Origin of the sequence: Nonomuraea sp. NPDC049637, assembly GCF_040675235.1 — a bacterium.
Taxonomy (GTDB): domain Bacteria; phylum Actinomycetota; class Actinomycetes; order Streptosporangiales; family Streptosporangiaceae; genus Nonomuraea.
Map to the genome: position 1 here is coordinate 223,926 of NZ_JBFAOM010000010.1, position 15,942 is coordinate 239,867.

At 68.9% G+C, this 15,942-nt stretch carries 23 protein-coding genes and 1 tRNA gene; 11 read left to right on the top strand and 13 right to left on the bottom strand.

Going from position 1 to position 15,942, the window contains the following annotated elements:
* Positions 1–14 precede the first annotated feature (14 nt).
* From AB0J71_RS16945 to AB0J71_RS16965, 5 genes are read left to right on the top strand one after another with little or no spacing between them, the layout of a single operon-like run.
* On the top strand, positions 15–284 hold the full coding sequence (locus AB0J71_RS16945) for an acyl carrier protein (protein ID WP_352323182.1): 270 nt from the start codon (positions 15–17) through the stop codon (positions 282–284).
* Positions 281–655, top strand: a complete 375-nt coding sequence (locus AB0J71_RS16950; RefSeq protein ID WP_352323183.1) for an ectoine synthase — start codon at positions 281–283, stop codon at positions 653–655. The genes AB0J71_RS16945 and AB0J71_RS16950 overlap by 4 nt, the downstream gene beginning before the upstream one ends.
* Positions 656–670: 15 nt before the next feature.
* Positions 671–1,837, top strand: a complete 1,167-nt coding sequence (locus AB0J71_RS16955; protein WP_352323184.1) for an acyl-CoA dehydrogenase family protein — start codon at positions 671–673, stop codon at positions 1,835–1,837.
* The gene (locus AB0J71_RS16960) at positions 1,834–2,502 is read left to right on the top strand and encodes a transglutaminase-like domain-containing protein (protein ID WP_352323185.1); all 669 of its coding nucleotides are present in this window, start codon (positions 1,834–1,836) and stop codon (positions 2,500–2,502) included. Before AB0J71_RS16955 ends, AB0J71_RS16960 begins: the two co-directional genes overlap by 4 nt.
* A 34-nt stretch (positions 2,503–2,536) precedes the next feature.
* On the top strand, positions 2,537–3,901 hold the full coding sequence (locus AB0J71_RS16965) for a TrpB-like pyridoxal phosphate-dependent enzyme (protein WP_352323186.1): 1,365 nt from the start codon (positions 2,537–2,539) through the stop codon (positions 3,899–3,901).
* A 62-nt stretch (positions 3,902–3,963) separates the two neighbouring features.
* Here AB0J71_RS16965 and AB0J71_RS16970 read toward each other — a convergent pair whose 3' ends face one another.
* Complete coding sequence (locus AB0J71_RS16970; RefSeq protein WP_352323187.1) at positions 3,964–4,335, bottom strand: DUF5997 family protein; 372 nt, start codon at positions 4,333–4,335, stop codon at positions 3,964–3,966.
* Positions 4,336–4,388: 53 nt separating this feature from the next.
* Here AB0J71_RS16970 and AB0J71_RS16975 point away from each other — a divergent pair, with 53 nt between their 5' ends.
* Positions 4,389–5,117 carry a LysR family substrate-binding domain-containing protein gene (locus AB0J71_RS16975; RefSeq protein ID WP_352323188.1) on the top strand — a complete coding sequence of 243 codons (729 nt, stop codon included), beginning with the start codon at positions 4,389–4,391 and terminating at the stop codon, positions 5,115–5,117.
* Positions 5,118–5,230: 113 nt separating this feature from the next.
* A complete protein-coding gene (locus AB0J71_RS16980; RefSeq protein ID WP_352323189.1) occupies positions 5,231–5,536 on the top strand; it encodes a hypothetical protein in 306 nt (101 codons plus the stop codon).
* Positions 5,537–5,563: 27 nt separating this feature from the next.
* Here the strand turns inward: AB0J71_RS16980 and AB0J71_RS16985 are convergent, their stop codons facing one another.
* From AB0J71_RS16985 to AB0J71_RS16995, 3 genes are read right to left on the bottom strand one after another with little or no spacing between them, the layout of a single operon-like run.
* Positions 5,564–5,707, bottom strand: coding sequence for a hypothetical protein (locus tag AB0J71_RS16985; protein ID WP_352323190.1), 144 nt, complete (start codon positions 5,705–5,707; stop codon positions 5,564–5,566).
* Between the two features lie 43 nt (positions 5,708–5,750).
* Positions 5,751–5,897 carry a hypothetical protein gene (locus AB0J71_RS16990; protein WP_352323191.1) on the bottom strand — a complete coding sequence of 49 codons (147 nt, stop codon included), beginning with the start codon at positions 5,895–5,897 and terminating at the stop codon, positions 5,751–5,753.
* Between the two features lie 49 nt (positions 5,898–5,946).
* Positions 5,947–6,753, bottom strand: coding sequence for a GNAT family N-acetyltransferase (locus tag AB0J71_RS16995; protein WP_352323192.1), 807 nt, complete (start codon positions 6,751–6,753; stop codon positions 5,947–5,949).
* A 153-nt stretch (positions 6,754–6,906) separates the two neighbouring features.
* Between AB0J71_RS16995 and AB0J71_RS17000 the strand changes: the two genes are divergently transcribed.
* Positions 6,907–8,280: a hypothetical protein gene (locus tag AB0J71_RS17000; RefSeq protein WP_364414845.1), complete on the top strand. Its 1,374-nt coding sequence runs from the start codon at positions 6,907–6,909 to the stop codon at positions 8,278–8,280.
* Between the two features lie 27 nt (positions 8,281–8,307).
* Positions 8,308–9,153, top strand: a complete 846-nt coding sequence (locus AB0J71_RS17005; protein ID WP_364414847.1) for an FkbM family methyltransferase — start codon at positions 8,308–8,310, stop codon at positions 9,151–9,153.
* On the opposite strand, the gene AB0J71_RS17010 is transcribed toward AB0J71_RS17005, so the two are convergent.
* The 3 genes from AB0J71_RS17010 to AB0J71_RS17020 all read right to left on the bottom strand — a co-directional run bounded on the left by AB0J71_RS17010 (position 9,130) and on the right by AB0J71_RS17020 (position 11,570).
* Entirely contained in the window at positions 9,130–9,399 is a 270-nt protein-coding gene (locus AB0J71_RS17010) for a hypothetical protein (RefSeq protein WP_352323195.1), read from the bottom strand. The genes AB0J71_RS17005 and AB0J71_RS17010 overlap by 24 nt on opposite strands.
* Positions 9,396–9,668, bottom strand: coding sequence for a hypothetical protein (locus AB0J71_RS17015; RefSeq protein WP_364414849.1), 273 nt, complete (start codon positions 9,666–9,668; stop codon positions 9,396–9,398). The genes AB0J71_RS17010 and AB0J71_RS17015 overlap by 4 nt, the downstream gene beginning before the upstream one ends.
* A 204-nt stretch (positions 9,669–9,872) precedes the next feature.
* A complete protein-coding gene (locus AB0J71_RS17020; RefSeq protein WP_364414851.1) occupies positions 9,873–11,570 on the bottom strand; it encodes a hypothetical protein in 1,698 nt (565 codons plus the stop codon).
* 238 nt (positions 11,571–11,808) lie between these two features.
* On the opposite strand from AB0J71_RS17020, the gene AB0J71_RS17025 reads away from it, so the two are divergent.
* Positions 11,809–12,648 (top strand): hypothetical protein, encoded by an 840-nt coding sequence (locus AB0J71_RS17025; RefSeq protein WP_364414853.1) that lies wholly within the window; start codon positions 11,809–11,811, stop codon positions 12,646–12,648.
* A gap of 20 nt (positions 12,649–12,668) precedes the next feature.
* Here AB0J71_RS17025 and AB0J71_RS17030 read toward each other — a convergent pair whose 3' ends face one another.
* The 5 genes from AB0J71_RS17030 to AB0J71_RS17050 form a co-directional block, all read right to left on the bottom strand.
* Positions 12,669–13,127: a GNAT family N-acetyltransferase gene (locus tag AB0J71_RS17030; protein WP_352323214.1), complete on the bottom strand. Its 459-nt coding sequence runs from the start codon at positions 13,125–13,127 to the stop codon at positions 12,669–12,671.
* Between the two features lie 57 nt (positions 13,128–13,184).
* Positions 13,185–13,478: a hypothetical protein gene (locus AB0J71_RS17035; RefSeq protein WP_352323199.1), complete on the bottom strand. Its 294-nt coding sequence runs from the start codon at positions 13,476–13,478 to the stop codon at positions 13,185–13,187.
* A 466-nt stretch (positions 13,479–13,944) separates the two neighbouring features.
* Positions 13,945–14,421, bottom strand: a complete 477-nt coding sequence (locus AB0J71_RS17040) for an NUDIX hydrolase (protein ID WP_352323200.1) — start codon at positions 14,419–14,421, stop codon at positions 13,945–13,947.
* A gap of 30 nt (positions 14,422–14,451) precedes the next feature.
* Entirely contained in the window at positions 14,452–14,634 is a 183-nt protein-coding gene (locus AB0J71_RS17045; protein ID WP_364414855.1) for a hypothetical protein, read from the bottom strand.
* Positions 14,631–15,695, bottom strand: a complete 1,065-nt coding sequence (locus tag AB0J71_RS17050) for a hypothetical protein (RefSeq protein ID WP_364414872.1) — start codon at positions 15,693–15,695, stop codon at positions 14,631–14,633. Before AB0J71_RS17050 ends, AB0J71_RS17045 begins: the two co-directional genes overlap by 4 nt.
* Between AB0J71_RS17050 and AB0J71_RS17055 the strand changes: the two genes are divergently transcribed.
* Positions 15,642–15,803 carry a hypothetical protein gene (locus AB0J71_RS17055; protein ID WP_352323215.1) on the top strand — a complete coding sequence of 54 codons (162 nt, stop codon included), beginning with the start codon at positions 15,642–15,644 and terminating at the stop codon, positions 15,801–15,803. The two genes, AB0J71_RS17050 and AB0J71_RS17055, sit on opposite strands and share 54 nt — an antisense overlap.
* 57 nt (positions 15,804–15,860) lie before the next feature.
* On the opposite strand, the gene AB0J71_RS17060 is transcribed toward AB0J71_RS17055, so the two are convergent.
* Positions 15,861–15,935, bottom strand: a tRNA-Val gene (locus AB0J71_RS17060).
* Positions 15,936–15,942 lie beyond the last annotated feature (7 nt).

Genomic DNA, 15,942 nt, shown 5'->3' on the forward strand with positions numbered 1-15,942 from the left:
TGATGCTGCCTTTCGTGGACATCACACACCAGATTAAAGAATTCGTGGTGACCGAGTATCTTCCCGATACTCCGCCCGACGAACTCGAGGCCGACTACGACCTTTTCCGCAACGGGGTCATCAGCAGTCTGGGCCTGTTGAAGCTCATCGGCTGGATCAAGGACCGGTTCGACGTCCCGGTGGACGAGCTGGACATCGCCCCGGAGAACTTCCGGACCGTGGCCGCCATTCGTGAATTCGTCGGAAAAGCATTATCAGCACCAGCAGAACGGACACTGCAATGATCATCCGCAAGATCTCTGACGTGACGCCGGTCGAGTGGGGGAACGGCCTGAGCCACCGCTTCCTGGTCGAGCGCGACGGCATGGGCTACTCGCTCACCGACACGATCGTCTGGGCCGGCACCAGTTCCCCCCTCCAGTACCGCAAGCACCTGGAGGCGTGCTACTGCATCAGCGGGCGCGGGGCCGTGATCGACGCCGACGGCCGCCAGCACGTCCTGGAGCCGGGCACCATGTACGCGCTCGACCAGAACGACCCGCACCACCTGATCGCCGACCCGGGTGAGGACCTGCGGCTGATCTGCGTCTTCTCCCCCGCGCTGCAGGGCGACGAGCGCCACCAGCTCGCTGAGGCTGAGTTCTCCCACTACTGACGGATCTGGTCACCCATGGACGAGTGGAGCGACACACACCGCGAGCTCAGGGCCGAGTTCGCGGACTGGTACGAGGTGCTGGGCGAAGGCCACCTGGACGCCGACCGCGACGCCGACCGGACCGCCGGCCTGCCGGCGCACAAGTGGGAGCAGGTGCGCGCCTCCGGGCTGCTGCGCCTGCCGTTCTCCCCCGAATGGGGCGGCCGCGGCCTGGACCTGCTCAGCACCATGTACGTCCTGGAGGGCCTCGGCGAGGGCTGCCGGGACGGCGGGCTGTGCTTCTCGCTCTGCACGCAGATCGTGAGCGCCGGGATCCCGCTGCAACGCTTCGGCAGCCCCGAGCTGAAGGCCCGCCACCTGCCCGGCATCTGCGACGGCACGACGATCACCGCGCACGCGATCACCGACCCCGGGGGCGGCTCCGACGTGCTGGGCATGGGCATGACCGCCAAACCCGACGGCGACGACTGGATCCTCGACGGCGACAAGGTGTTCGTGACCAACGGCCCGGTCGCCGACCTGATCGTGGTCTACGCGGTGACCGACCGCGACCTGGGCCCCTTCGGCCTGACCGCCTTCCTGGTCGAACGGGACACCCCGGGCCTGCTGACCGGCCCGGACGTGCCCAAGATGGGGTTGCGCACGTCCCCGCTCGGCGAGCTGACGCTGCGCGACTGCCGGGTCCCGGCCGCCAACGTGGTGGGCCGGCCGGGCATGGGCTTCACCGTGCTGGAGCACGTGATGCGGTGGGAGATCCTGTGCTCCTTCATCGTCCAGGCCGGCGCGATGCGGCACCGGCTGGACCGCTGCGTCGAGCACGCCTCCCGGCGCCGCCAGTTCGGCCGGCCGATCGGCTCGTTCCAGCTGGTCGCCGGCCAGATCGTGGACATGAAGATCGGCGTGGAGACCGCCCGCCGCTGGTTGTACGACGCCGCGCGCGGCTTCGCCGCCGGCCGGGACGTCGCCACCGACATCGCGATCGCCAAGGTGGTCACCAGCGAGGCGAACGTCAGGTCGGCGCTGGCCGCGATCCAGATCTTCGGCGGCAGCGGCTACCTGACCGGGACCGGGCTGGAGAAGGAGCTCCGGGACGCGGTCGGCGGCACCATCTACTCCGGCACCTCGGAGATGCAACGGATCCGCATCGCCCGGATGCTCGGCCTCAAGGAGTCACACACATGACCGCTGACCTGGCCGCTGACCTGGCCGCCACGAAGTTCCTGGACGCCGGCCACCCCGTGGTGCGCGAGTTCGCCGAACGAGCCGTCGAGGGCGCCACCACACCCACCGAGCAGGCCGTACGCCTGTACTACAAGGTGCGCGACACCATCCTGTACGACGTCTACGACATCGACATGTCCCGCGACGGCCTGCGGGCCAGCACGATCATCGCCCGCGGCAGCGGCTTCTGCCTGCACAAGTCGGTGGTGTACGCCGCCGCCGCCCGCGCGCTCGGCATCCCGTCCCGGCTGGTGTTCGCCGACGTGCGCAACCACCTGGCCTCCGGACGGCTCAAGGAGCTCGTCGGCGGCGACGTGTTCCGCTTCCACGGCCTGGTCTCCGTCCAGCTCGAAGGCCGCTGGGTGAAGGCCACCCCCGTGTTCAACAAGATGTTGTGCCGGTTGTACCGCCTGAAGCCCCTGGAGTTCGACGGCACCGCCGACAGCGTCTACCACCCGCACGACGAGTCAGGCCGGCGGCACATGGAGTTCCTGCACTGGCACGGCGAGTTCGACGACTTCCCCTACGAGCTGGTCCTGGAGGGCTTCAGGACGTCCCACCCCGGGCTGCTGGGCGGCCGGGACCAGACCGTGAAGGGCTCGCTGACCGCGGAAGCGGGCGTCTGACATCCCTCGACGAAGTCCTGATGAGAGGTATCCGTTGAACGAGACCGTCAAATACACCCTGAACGAGGACGACATCCCGTACACGTGGCTGAACATCGCCGCGGACTTCGGCGAGCCGGCCCCCATCCTCGACCCGGCCACCGGCGCGGCCATCACCCGGGCCGAGCTGTGCAGGACGATCGCCGAGCCCCTGGTGGACCAGGAGCTCAGCACCGAGCCGGAGTTCGAGATCCCCGGCCCGGTGCGCGACATCTACCGCCAGTGGCGGCCCACCCCGCTCTACCGGGCGCGCCGCCTCGAACGCGCCCTGGACACCCCCGCCCGCATCTACTACAAGTACGAGGGCGTCTCGCCGGTCGGCAGTCTCAAGCCCAACTCGGCGGTGCCGCAGGCGTACTACAACAAGCAGATCGGCAAGACGGGGCTGGTCACCGAGACCGGCGCGGGCCAGTGGGGCAGCTCGATCGCCTCGGCCGCGGCCATGTTCGGGCTGAGCGCGCAGGTGTTCATGGTGGGCGTCAGCTACCGGCAGAAGCCGTACCGCCGGGCCCTCATGGAGGCGTACGGCGCGGTCTGCAACTCCAGCCCCAGCCCGCTGACCGCGGCCGGACGGGCCGTGCTGGCCGAGGACCCCGACCACCCCGGCAGCCTCGGCATCGCCAAGTCCGAGGCCCTGGAGGTCGCCTACGCCAACCCCGACCTGGGCTACACCCGCGGCAGCTCGCTCAACCACGTGTGCGCCCACCAGACCGTCATCGGCCAGGAGGCGATGCTCCAGATGGAGCTCGCCGAGGACTACCCGGACATCGTGGTCGGCCCCTGCGGCGGCGGCAGCACCCTGGCCGGGATGTGCTTCCCGTTCCTGCGGGACAAGCTGCGCCGCGGGCGCGAGATCCGGCTCGTCGCCGCCGAACCGGTCGCCTGCCCCACCCTGACCCGTGGCCGCATCGCCTACGACCACTCCGACGCGGCCCGGCTCACCCCGCTGTCGCGGATGCACACGCTGGGCCACAAGTTCGTGCCGCCGCCCGTGCACGCCGGCGGCCTGCGCGCCCACGACATCTCGCCGCTGATCAGCCGGGCCGTCGAGAACGGGCTGATGGAGGCGGTCGCGGTGCGGCAGACCGCCTGCTTCGAGGCCGGCGTGCTGTTCGCCCGCGAGGAGGGCATCGTGCCCGCGCCCGAGTCGGCGCACGCGGTGCGGGCCGCCATCGACGAGGCGCTGCGCTGCCGCGAGCAGGGCCAGTCGAAGGCGATCCTCATCGCGCTGTCCGGGCACGGCCACTTCGACCTGGCCGCCTACGAGATGTTCCAGGCCGGGCTGCTGCCCGACGACGAGCCGACGGACGACGACCTCGCACACGGCCTGTCCAGCATCCCCGACCTGGCACGCGCCTGACCGGGCGGTGACGCGCGGCCTGCCCGCCGGCGGGCCGCGCCGTCATGTCCGAGACGCGGCGGCTAGCGCTGCTTGAGCCGGAGGGCTTCCTTGCGGGCCTCGGCCTGGACGGTGCGCTCGCGCTCCAGCCAGTCGGGGTTCTCCGCCTTCAGCGCGTCGATCTCGGCGGTCGTGAGCGGCTCGGTGATCCCGGCCCTGAGCAGCCCCGAGATGGAGACCCCGAGCTTGGCCGCGACGACCTGCTTGGGGTGCGGCCCGTTCCGGCGCAGGTCGGCGAGCCAGGCGGGCGGCTTGGCCTGCAGCTCGTTCAGCTCGTCCCTGGAGACGACGCCCGCCTGGAACTCCGCGGGCGTGGCCGAGAGAAGGACACCCAGCTTCTTGGCCGCCGTCTCGGGCTTCATCGTCTGGATGCTCTTCGGTTTGGACGAGGTCATGCCCCAAGCCTAGCCAGTCGGGACAGCGTCCCCGACATCGATACCCTGAGGACGTGACTGACGAGAGCGGCGAAGACTTCCGGCTGGCGTACGCGCCCGGCGTGACCCCCGCCAAGTGGGCCGGCGTCTGGGCCGAGAGGCTGCCCGACGTGCCCCTCACGCTGGTCACGGCCCCCACCCCCGAGGCGGTGGCGCTCCTGCGCAGCGGCGGGGCCGACGCCGCGTTCGTCCGGCTCCCGATCGACCGCGAGGGCCTGAGCGCGATCCCCCTCTACGTCGAGACCACGGTGGTCGTGACGCCGAAGGACCACGCCGTGGCCGCCGCCGACGAGGTGACCCTCGCCGACCTGGCCGACGAGGAGATCTTCCACCCCCTCGACGACGCCATCGAGTGGGCGTCGCGGCCCGGGCAACCGGCCTTCACCCGTCCCGCCACCACGGCCGAGGCGGTCGAGATGGTGGCCGCCGGCACCGGCCTGCTCCTGGTCCCCCAGTCACTGGCCCGCCTCCACCACCGCAAAGACCTCACCTACCGCCCGGTCACGGACGCGCCCCAGTCCCAGGTCGCCCTGGCCTGGCCCACCGACGCGACCACCGACCTGGTGGAGGACTTCATCGGCATCGTGCGCGGCCGCACGGTCAACAGCTCCCGGGGCCGCGCTCCCGCCGCCCCTCAGGAGAAGCAGGCACGACGTCAGCCCCCCAAGCCCGCCGCCCAGAACCGCGCCGGTCGCCGCGCCGCGCCGGCGAGCCGCAGGAAGAAGGGCCCGCGTCCCCGCTGACGGCGGCGTCCCGGCGGCCGGACAGGGGCTTGACGGCGGGAACGGTGCGGTTACTTTCTCTTAAGAAGCTTTCCTAAGAGTGCACTGCCTGACGACCCTCTGGAGGTCAGCACATGCGCGCGAGAAAGCACGTGACCCTCTCCCTCGCGACCGTCCTCACCACCGTCGCCCTCCTCGGCGCCGCCTCCCCCGCGCACGCCTCGCCCACCGGCTGCACCACCGGCCGGGACGGCAAGACCGCCTGGGCGTACTGCAGCGGCGGCTCCGGCAACTACGCCGTGGTCATCCGCGTCACCCATCCGGACCCCACCGTGGGCTCATGGCCCGAGGTCGGCCCCTGCGTCTCCCCCGGCCAGCGGTCGGAGTACACGCCGTACCACAACATCCCGTTCACCGTCACCGGCATCACCTACTGCTGAACGGGCCGGGCGGCCGGTCTCCTTCGCCTACGTGACGATGAGACCGGCGTCCGCCAGCACGGACATGAACAACCCGCCGCACAACAACGCGATGGGCCACACCCTCTGGGTGAGGGCGATCAGGATTCCGGCGAGGAGTGCCAGCAGAGCGACGATGGTGAGGGCGTCCATGTGCGTGTTCCTGCCCGTAGGGGGTGGTCTCAGGCGCTGGGGGTCAGAGCTGGCCGAGCTTCGGGATGATCTCGCTGAGCACCCAGAGGGCCAGCCCGAGGGCGAGCAGGTTGACGCGCGCGCCGCCGATGTTGAAGGCGGACAGGACGAAGCAGGCCAGGGCGAGGATGAGCAGAATGAGAGTGATCATGCCGTGCTCCACTTCTGTAGCTGGGGTGGTCGCACAGCGCTACCCGTGATCATCCGATGTAGGCATGCCCGGCGAGTTGGAGGAAGTGGATCGCCGTGTTGGCTCGGCAGCCGATGCGTTCGTAGACCGGCTGCCCGGCCGGCGTGGCGTGCAGGACCAGCCGCCGGTGCCCGCTGCGCCTGCCGCCTTCGTGGATCGCCTTGCGGGTGACGGCCTCGCCGTACCCCTTGCGCGTCTCCTCCGGAAGGGTGGCGACCAGCGCCAGGAAGATCGAACGAGGCCCGGCGACGGTGGCGGCGCAGGTCACCGGCCGTCCGTCGCGGTACCCGAGGTAGGCGTGCACGTCGCTCCGCCACAGTTCGGAGCCGGCCAGGGCGAGCCTGCCCGCCTCGGGCGTCATGCCGTAGGCGCGTGCGTTGATGTCGCCGTACGCGGCGAGGTGCTCCTCGTTCTCCACCCGCCGGAACTCCAGGTCCGGATGAACCGGATCGGGCACGGACAGGTCGCCCGCCATGCCCCGGCCCGAGAACGCCGGCTCCAGCCCGGCCTCGGCCGCCCGCCGGAACAGGCTCTCCCGAGCCTGAGGGCTCAACAGATCCTCGAAGATCCACACATATCCGCCTGCGGCCCTGCCCCTCATGAAGGACGCCGCGCGCGCGAGCCGTTCGCCGAGCGCGTCCGCGGGGATGCCCGTACCGGCCAGGGTCAGGGTGTTCCAGAAGCCGAAGGGGCTGTCGGCCCACATGTGCACGACGCCGTCGTCCGTGCCGGTCCGGCCGCCTCGGTCCCGTACCAGCTCGCTCCAGACGGCGACGAGATGGTCCCTGGACTCCACGGCCTCTTCGAGCGATGCCACAACCGGCCCCTTTCCCAAGAAGACGCCACGAGCAACCAAGCGGATCGTACGACCCGGGACCCCCGGCCGACCCACTGTCCATGACGACCTTCCCTGCGGTACCCGGCTGTGCTTCCCTTAAGGGTGGCGACCGAAGGGTGGTATCTCGAAGAGATGAAGCGCGATGACTCCCGCTCCATCAACGCCTTGCGCGCCACGTCGCAATTCGCCGCCTTGGAACCGATCTGGGCCGGCATCACGTCCACCATGCAGCTACGGGCCCTGCTGGTGTTCGGGGCGCTCTTCAACGAGCGGGTCTACGTGCATGACACGCAGCTGGTGGACAACCCCCGGGTCGTGGGCGACTTCAGCAGGTCCGACCTGCGGGAGAACAACTTCTACCGCCTGCTCAGAGACCTCGTCGCGGGAGGCGTCGTCGCGGTCGGCCTCCGCGCCCACAACTACCTCTACCAGGAGGACCGGCTCGATCCCTGCGACTCTCTCGCCGAGGTCCTGGACAGCTGGAAGCGGAACAGCCCCGACGGGAAGGGATGGGTCGTCTCGCCGGTCTCGGCCGCCCGCGACCGCATGATCAGGGAACTGGACGGCGTTCTCGCCGGGGATGGTTCCGTCGTCGTCCGCTACGACTATGTCACCGCCAAGGACGACTTCATGCGGCAGGTCCGCGAGGCCGCCAACTCACCCGACTCGGTGCTGACCGGCCTGCTGTCGGCGCAGCCGATCGAACTGAGACGACGGTACGACGACATCCTGTCGAGGCCGCGGTTCTCCCACACCCCCATCTTCGCGCTGCTCCACGACTCCGGACTGCCGGTGAGCAGCGAGCTGATCCAGATCCACGGCCTGTTCGACGAGACCGCGCACGCCCGCGCGTTCAACGCGCGCATCATGGGCTCGGACTGGAACTCCGGGGACGCCACCGGCCTCGCCGAGGCCGTCCTCGCCGATGAGCGGCCCGCGCACGGCGGGCCGGACCCCCAGCTCGACATGCGGGAGCTCGTCGAGACGGCCTATCGGATGGTCGAAGGCCCGCCGCCCGACCTGCTGGCCATGCTGCGTTTCGAGGAGATACTCGAACTGCGCGAACAGGCCAGGGAGCTGTTCGAGATCCAGTCCTACCTCGAGGTCTCGAACGCCCGTGACGCCGACGACGTGCTGGCCGCCGCCCTGGCCGACTGCGCCGCCGACTACTGGCAGCGCGTCTGCGACCACATCCGGGCCACGCGTCCTCATCTGGCGGTCAAGCCCACGAAGCTCGGCATCTTCCTGCGCAGGAAGATGCCCGGCCTGGCGAAGGTCGCCGAACGGTTCGCGATGACCGGCCTGTCGACGCTCACCGAAGTGGCGGTCAACGCGGTGCCGCTGGTCGGAGGCCTGCTGGGCGAGGAGTCGAAACACAGCATGCTGCGGCGCGCCAACCTGGAGTTCGTCTTCTTCACGGACTCCTCCCGCATGCGGGAGCTCAGGAGCTACTACCCGCACCGCAGCTGGATCTCCTCCGACGGGAGAACGATCACACGTGGGTGAGCGCGGAACACCTCCCCGGGAGTCCTGATGTCGACGACGCCTTCCCTCTTCCAGCGCGACGGACTCACCTGGGCCCTCCGGCCCGCCAGCGGTGACCGCGTCGGCCCGGGGCCGCACGAACAGGACATCTGGCGCCTCCTGCAGTCCTTCGCCGAGCCGGGTTCGGCCTTCCTCGACGTCGGCGCCCACGTCGGCCACTACGCCTTACGGATGGCCAGGGCCTTCACGAAGGTCGTCGCCGTCGAGCCGAACCCGGTCGCGCTGCGCGCGCTGCGCCTCAATCTGCGGCTCAACGAGATCGGCAACGTCGACGTCCACCCGGTGGCCGCGCACGACTCCGGAGCACGGCTGCGGCTCTGGGACCCCTACGACGTCACCGCCGGCCCCTGCACGCGTACGCTCGCCGCCGGCGAACCGGCGACCGTCCCCGCCGACTGCCTCACCTCCGCCCTTCACCACGGCGGGGAGGGGTACGGCGCGTTCCTCGGCGAGGCGGACGGCCTGCCGATCGACGTCATGGCCTCCCGGTCCCGGGAGCGGATCCGGCTGGTCAAGATGGACATCGAGGGACATGAGGGGAAGGCGCTGGCGGGCGCGGCGGAGACGATCGCCCACCACCAGCCGGCACTCCTGATCGAGATGCACGACTCCATGTACGGCGAACGCATCAGGCAGGAGGTGATCGAGCAGCTCACCCGGCACGACTACGCCTGGTGCGACTTCTCGCTCTACCAGCGATCGAAGATGACCCGGTCGGACATGTGCCCCTACATCTACGCCGAGCCGGTCAGCACGCGGCGGATGCGGGACGTCCGCGACTTCGCCGTCCGGGCGAACGACGGCGCGGCGTCACGCTGGGTGACGACTCCGTGAGACGGTGAGGATCACCAGGCTCATCTCCTCGTGCCGCACCCAGCACAGGGCCTCGAAGTCACCCATCTCCGCCTTCAGCAGCCCCGCCTCCTTGTCGATCGTGCGCAGCAGGCCCGAGTCGAGGTCGGTGGAGAGATACTCCAGGCAGTCGAGGACGAACGTGGCGGCCATCGGCTCCGCGGCGTGCACGGCACGGATCTGCCGCACCGCCGCCGACGAGAGCTGGATCTCGTAGTAGCCCTTCATGAGGCCAGCTCACGGCGCAGGTCGCCGAGCCGCATCGTCTCCATGCCGCTTTCGAGCTCCGCGATCAGCCTCAGCCCCGACCGCCGGTCGGCGGCGTCCTGAGCCTCGTTGAGCAGGTCGACGCCGGCGGCGGCCACCTCGTAGGGCACCACCGCGGCCACGAGACGGCCGTCCTGCTCCAGCAGGACGACCTCTCCCGCCGTCGCCTGGTCGATGGCTTCCTGGACGGCGGCCGCGGTGGCGGGGATCCGCAACGTGCGATTTCGCATGGCAGGTGGCTCTCCGTTCGCGGACTGCGCAGCCCCTTCGGCTTAAGAGCCCTTACCCCGGGCACCTCCACCACAATACTTCGCGGCCGTTACGGAGAAGTCGCAGTCAGTGCACATCGGCCTGGCGATCGGAGAGCGTTCCCGTCCGGCCCGTGCCGCATCCGCTCCTTGCCGCTGACCAGCCCCGGCGCGTCCGGCCTCGGATCAGGACTTCAGCTTCAGCCTCTTCCTCGACGCGCCCGGGAACACGACGACCAGGTGCTCCTCCCCCGCCTCGCCGATCCGCACGTGGACACGGAGCCGGTAGCGGCCCTTCCCGGCGATCGCCAGGTTCGGCATCGGGGCGCCCGCGCCCACGTCACCGCCGTCGCTCATCGCGGGCACCGCGAGCCGGCCGCCGCGGCTGACGATCGGCACCTCGTGGACCTGATCCCACCCGGCGGTCCGCAGCGGCGGCGCGGCGCGGAAGGCCTTCACCGTGAGGCACAGATCGACGACGTCCTCGACGTGCCCGATGAGCGCCGTGCCGCGGGCCACCCCGATGAGGGCGCCGTCTTCGTAGGACCGGGCCGTCGCCAGCTCCGCCTCCTCCATGGCCGCCTCTCCCTCGCCGTCCTGGACCAGGTATCCCGGATCGCCGTCGACGAACAGGAAGTACTTGGCCGTGGCCTGGACGACACCCTTCGTCCGGGGCCACGGGTCCCGGCACTTCGCGTTCTCCCCGGCGAGGTGGGCCGCGTTCGCCGCCGCCTCCTCCGCCGTCGACCGCAGCAGGTCGGGACGGGTGGCGCCGATGATCTCCGGGCAGACGTAGACGAGCTCCTCGGGGTCCACCCGCCAGGCGGCGCGGGCGCTGCCGGCCCGCGTCAGGATCGCCTCCTGCTCGCCGGCGTCCTTGGCGCGGCACAGCGCCCGTCCGTACGCGAGGACCGCCTGGTCCGACGTGGTGTCGGGGAACATGGGCGGAGTCGCGCCGTCCGTGCTCCGCGCCCGGCACAGGAACACGGCGTCGCGGTCCGCGGGATTCACGTCACCGAAGCTGGGCCGGTCGTAACACTCCGCCGACCCGGCGGTGTAGGTCAGGCGCGCGTCCTGCTCCGCATTGATCAGTACGACGGGCGACAGCACGGCGACGGCCGCCACCGCGACGCGGAACCCCCGCCGCCGGACGGGCTGAAGATCCGCCGGGCGGCCCTCGGCGGGCAGCTCACGAGCGGTGGCCGCGATCCACACGGTGGTGAGGAGCCCTATCGCGTCCATCGCGATCACCATCGCCAGACCGCCGCCGTAGGGTCCTCCGACGAGGAGGTTGAACGGGATCGCCAGCGCGTAACCGCCCACCGACGCCACCCCGGCGATCAGCGTGCCGCGGCTCCAGCGGCCGTCACGCCACTGCCCGAGGACGGTGACGAGGGTCGCCAGCACTCCGCCCCCGATCAGGATCACCTGGATGACGCCGCCCGGTCCGAGCTCCGGGAGGTCGAGGTCGTCGAGCAGGTCGTCGGCCGCCCCGGCCAGCTCGACCGCGAACAGCACTCCGGCCGCCCCGCGCAACAGGCCGGACCGCCACCGGATGACGAGCAGGTAGAGGACATCGATCGCGGCCCACAGAACGAGCGTGAACGCGGCATCGACCGCGTCCGGGAGCAGCGCCACCGGGTACCACAACACGAGCGCGTGGGCCACCGCCAGGTACAACAGCCGGCGCAGCGCCCTCTCCGCGCGGTCCAGCGGCCCCGGTTCCGGGGTGCGCAGAATCAGCCACAGGAGCGCCGCCTTGACCAGGGCGGCCCCGAACAGCGTCAGACCGACCGAGGCGCCGGACCCGTCGGCCGTGTCCAGCTCGCCGAAGGTCGGGGGCGACCACTCGGCGGCCACCCAGAGCCAGGTGTCGCCGAGCACCAGTCCCGCGACCGCCGTCAGAAGAATCAGACTTACTAATCCGATCCTGATAAACCGCCATAAATGTTCCGAAGACACGGGACGCGATCTTAGTGCGATCTTGGTGTGGCACTGCTACACCGGCAGGCACAGCGGAACAAACGATGCCGTACCGGTGTCCGGCCAGGCGCCTCCATTCACCGGCGATCTGATTTGATCATCACTGTTCGACCGGCATCGGCACGCACGGGAGACCGCCTTGACCGCAGACAGCCGCACCGGGAATTCACGCAGAACCGGGTATGTCCTCGTCGTCATCCTCGTTCTGCTCGCCTGTCTGGCCGAAGGCGTGCACCTGTTCGGCGGGCGCGCCGAACGCATGCGCGAGGTCTATGGCGGCGCCTTCCAGGTGGCGCATCCGGAGTACGACGTCATCGTGGGCCACGAGGTGGGTGTGGGCCCCCTGTCGATGGGCGTGACGGTCAGCAGTTTCGAGACGCGTCCGAGTCTGCGAGGTCGTCCAGCACACGAAGAGATAGTGACCGACGTGCTGGGCAGGACCTCCGCTCCCGCCATGCCGGAGGCGATGATGAGCCCGTTGCTGCGCTCGTTCCACGGCGGCGAGGGCGTCGACGAGCCGGCCAAAAGCCAGGCCCGCCAGGCGATAGCGGCCCTGGGCAAGAACGACTTCTCCACCGCCGTCGTGGAACTCACCGCCCCCATGACCGAGAACGAGCTGACCACCGCCTTGGACGTGCAAGGAATCCGATTGGACGCCGTGTTCCTGTTCCTCTCCCGATCGCGCGGGGACGCCGACAAACCGGTCTACTGGCGGTCGTGCGCGGTCTATGAAACCGAATGCCAGAACACTTCGCCGATCGAGCTGTACAGGCGTTGGGCGGCCAAGCTGGAGTGGACCGACGCACTGAACCTGAAGTCGTTCGGGCTCGATCTCCGCCGTTTACGTCAGGCGGCACATGAAGGCAGGATCTATGGATTGGTCGTCTACGGACACTCGAAACCGGCACTCACCGAGCTGATCGGAAAACCCGGAGTACGCACGATCGAAATCGTCGGCTCATCTCGCATAGGGTCATGACCCCCGCTCGGCGCCCCGCCTCAGAACGACAGCTTGAACCCGTCATGACTGCGGGCGAAGCCGAGAGAGTCGTAGAAACGATGGGCCTCGGTGCGGCGCTTGTTGCTGGTGAGCTGGACCAGGGTGCAGCCGCGGGCGCGTGCCCGCTCGATCGCCCAGGTGAGCAGTTCGCGCCCGAGCCCCGCCCCACGTCGATCGGCACGCACCCGGACCGCCTCGATGAGCGCCCGCTCCTGCCCGTGTCGTCCCAGGCCAGGGATGTACGTCAGCTGGAGGCAGCCGACGACCGTACCGTCTGCCTCGTCCATGACGATCATCTCGTTGCGCTCGTCGGTGTCGACGGCCTTGAATGCTCGCTCGTACGCCTCGTCGACCTCAACGGTTTCGGGATCGACCACCGTGTCCTCGTCGGCCAGGAGCGCGATGATCGCGGGCAGATCCCGGCGCGTCGCAGTACGAATCGTCACACCACAGAGCATGCCAGCCACCGAAGCACAGTCGAACGCCGGCCACCGCCGTTGAGGCGGCCGGCCACTCTATCCGTCTGAAACGGATATGCGTCGCCGTGAAAGGAAGGCGGCGAACAACGTGACCCCGCCTACGGCGATCAGCACGGTAGCGGGAATCTTGACGAGGTTCCGCCGGTCTGTGCAGTTGTCCATATGTTGCAGCCTGTCGGCCAAGTCGGAGGACGGATCGAGTTGCTGCCAGGTGACTCCGACAAATGCCGAGCCGCAGGATTCACCACCTGCCGTAACGGACATCAGGCCAGTGAGAATGCCCGAGCCGATCAACAGGAAGGCGACGAACGCCATCGCTTTGGGAGACATGCCAGTCCTCACGTGGATCCAACCGCAGTGGATCATTTCATGACGAGCCTTGGGCCGGGAAGCCGTTGGGATCGGCCATTGGCAGTGCAGGCGTGGCACCGCATCGGGGGTGGAGCCTCGCGCCTACCTTGCTTTGAGCCTTGCGGATGACACGCACGCTCCTAACCCGTACTACCCGAGTCGCGTGCCCATGCCGACCGCAAGATCGTCCACGCCATGAACGCAAAGATCGAGAAAACCCTCGCACCGGCTAATGGCACGAAGCCCCGTTTCCGCGAGCGGAAACGGGGCTGTTCTACGAGGTGGGCGGTACTGGGTTCGAACCAGTGACCCCTCGCTTGGCACGGCTCGCCGCGAGAGGGTGGGACCTCGGGTGATTTGGGGCCCCCTCGGCGAACGTTCCGCCCTGGTCCTTAATCGTCCACGCTCGTCTTGGCCGTAGTCACTCAGATAGTCACTCAGATAGTCACTCAGCGGGAACGGCCTGGCCATGCTCCAGATAAACGGTCCTGCCAAGCTCGCGTGCAGTGGCGGCGGCCTTGACGCGACGAGCAAGCCGCTCGATCAACAGCCCGTCCAGTTCCTCGACGGGATGAAACTCGTAGGCGCTCAACTCGTTGTCCACGAACCTGATCTGCTTGAGCAACTCGCCGTCCAAGGTGCCGCCGTCGAACACGAACAGGACCTTGTCGCCCTCCTTAGGGAGGGGCGCCCAATCGACCACGAGGAGTCGACCGATGGCCGGCTGAATGCCCAGCTCCTCCTGCACCTCTCGAACGCACGCCTCGTACGGGGTCTCCCCCGGCTCGACGTACCCGCCCGGGATGTCCATGGACGGCTTGTACGTAGGACGAACAAGAAGCACACGGCCGCCGTCATCGAAGAACAGCGCACCGGCGGCGGCACGGGCCTGGGCGAACGGCGGAGCCTCCTGATCGTTCACAGCCCCGACCTTACGCCACGGGGACTGTCTTCACACGATGTGCAGTCGCCGGGCGAGAGCTGCGAGTTGGTAACTGGGTTTGCCCTTCTGCCTTCTGATCCACGACATCGTGAGCTGGCGGCTGAGGTAGTGATGGCGCACCTGCTCGGGAGCGATGGTCTCGGCCTCCAACAGCGCGGCCATCGCGTCGTCGGTACGGTTCCACAGGCTCAAGGCATGCGCCACTGCCAGGCCATGACGAGCACGACGTTCGATCGGAAGCCCGCTGGTATCCAGTTCGGCCCGAGCTCCACAGCCACCTGGATGTCCACCAGCTCGATTGCCGTGGCCACCTGATGGATACGCACGTTCGTCGGCCCGAACGCGGTCCAGACATGGTTGGCGTCACCGCCGAGCCGCACCGCCGCTTCCTGTGCCTCGGCGAGGAACGCGCGTGTCGTGCTGCGGTCGTCGTCTCGCGCCGCCGCCATCGACCCGGCGAGGTACAGCGTGCCGTACACCGAAAGCAGCTCAGCCGTGGCGTGCGGGAGGTCAGGAGACAGCAGGTCGGCGGCGTCAATCGTGAGTTGCTTGGCTGCCTCGTAGCGGCCGTTGGACAGAAGGGCGTGGGTCACGGAGCGAAGCAATGAGGCCGTCACGAGCTGATCACCGGATTGCCGTGCGAAGGAGAGTCCCCGCTCAGCGGCGATCCATGCGAGATCAGCCTCACCCACCCTGGCCAGGATGCTGGCAGCGGCGTGGTAGACCTGCCCGAGCACTCCCGATGCGGCCATGCGCGCGTCACCGTTCGCTGCGCGCGCAGCATGATGCGCCTCCCCCAGGAGTCCGGGCAGAGTCCGTATCACGTAGCCGTCCTGGGCTCCTTGGTACGCCCGCCACACCTCCGCAAGGGCACGTCGCAGGTCGGCCTGCCCGGAGGGTTCCGCGTTCTCCACGAGCCCGGCCATCGGCGAGAGCTGCCGATAGTCCGTGATCGCGGCGCGCAGTGCTGGGATGGTCTGATCGCCGCTTTCGTCCGTCCACTCGAACAGGTGCGGCTCGGCCAGGAGATCACCGAGGGACACGTCCAATACCCTCGCCAGGGATTTGATGACGGACAGACGATCCAAGGTGATGCGGTCGTTCTCCACCTTGCTCAGCCAATCGGTGGTCCGTCCCACCAGCCCAAGATCGGCTTCCCTGGCCTGCACTTCCACGATCTGCGGCACACCGGGAACACGATCGCCGCCAGCTCCGGCGCGAGCCTCAAAGATCTCATGCAGCGCATGGGACACGACTCGGTCCGGGCCGCGCTGATCTACCAGCACAGCACGGCGGAGGCAGACCGCAAGATCGCCGACGCCATGAACGCGAAGATCGAGAAGGGTCCTTGCACTGGCTAATGGCACGTTAATGGCACGAAGCCCCGTTTCCGTGATCGGAAACGGGGCTCTCTTCGCTGGTGGGCGGTACTGGGTTCGAACCAGTGACCCCTCGCTTGTAAGGCGAGTGCTCTACCGCTGAGCTAACCGCCCCCTGATC

Coding starts and splice junctions, on each gene's coding strand:
- AB0J71_RS16960 (WP_352323185.1), top strand. CDS start 1,834: ATGACCGCTGACCTGGCCGCTGACCTGGCCGCCACGAAGTTCCTGGAC.
- AB0J71_RS16985 (WP_352323190.1), bottom strand. CDS start 5,707: ATGGACGCCCTCACCATCGTCGCTCTGCTGGCACTCCTCGCCGGAATC.
- AB0J71_RS17005 (WP_364414847.1), top strand. CDS start 8,308: ATGTCGACGACGCCTTCCCTCTTCCAGCGCGACGGACTCACCTGGGCC.
- AB0J71_RS17010 (WP_352323195.1), bottom strand. CDS start 9,399: ATGAAGGGCTACTACGAGATCCAGCTCTCGTCGGCGGCGGTGCGGCAG.
- AB0J71_RS16955 (WP_352323184.1), top strand. CDS start 671: ATGGACGAGTGGAGCGACACACACCGCGAGCTCAGGGCCGAGTTCGCG.
- AB0J71_RS17015 (WP_364414849.1), bottom strand. CDS start 9,668: ATGCGAAATCGCACGTTGCGGATCCCCGCCACCGCGGCCGCCGTCCAG.
- AB0J71_RS17000 (WP_364414845.1), top strand. CDS start 6,907: ATGAAGCGCGATGACTCCCGCTCCATCAACGCCTTGCGCGCCACGTCG.
- AB0J71_RS16950 (WP_352323183.1), top strand. CDS start 281: ATGATCATCCGCAAGATCTCTGACGTGACGCCGGTCGAGTGGGGGAAC.
- AB0J71_RS16980 (WP_352323189.1), top strand. CDS start 5,231: ATGCGCGCGAGAAAGCACGTGACCCTCTCCCTCGCGACCGTCCTCACC.
- AB0J71_RS16990 (WP_352323191.1), bottom strand. CDS start 5,897: ATGATCACTCTCATTCTGCTCATCCTCGCCCTGGCCTGCTTCGTCCTG.
- AB0J71_RS17030 (WP_352323214.1), bottom strand. CDS start 13,127: ATGCTCTGTGGTGTGACGATTCGTACTGCGACGCGCCGGGATCTGCCC.
- AB0J71_RS17035 (WP_352323199.1), bottom strand. CDS start 13,478: ATGTCTCCCAAAGCGATGGCGTTCGTCGCCTTCCTGTTGATCGGCTCG.
- AB0J71_RS16970 (WP_352323187.1), bottom strand. CDS start 4,335: ATGACCTCGTCCAAACCGAAGAGCATCCAGACGATGAAGCCCGAGACG.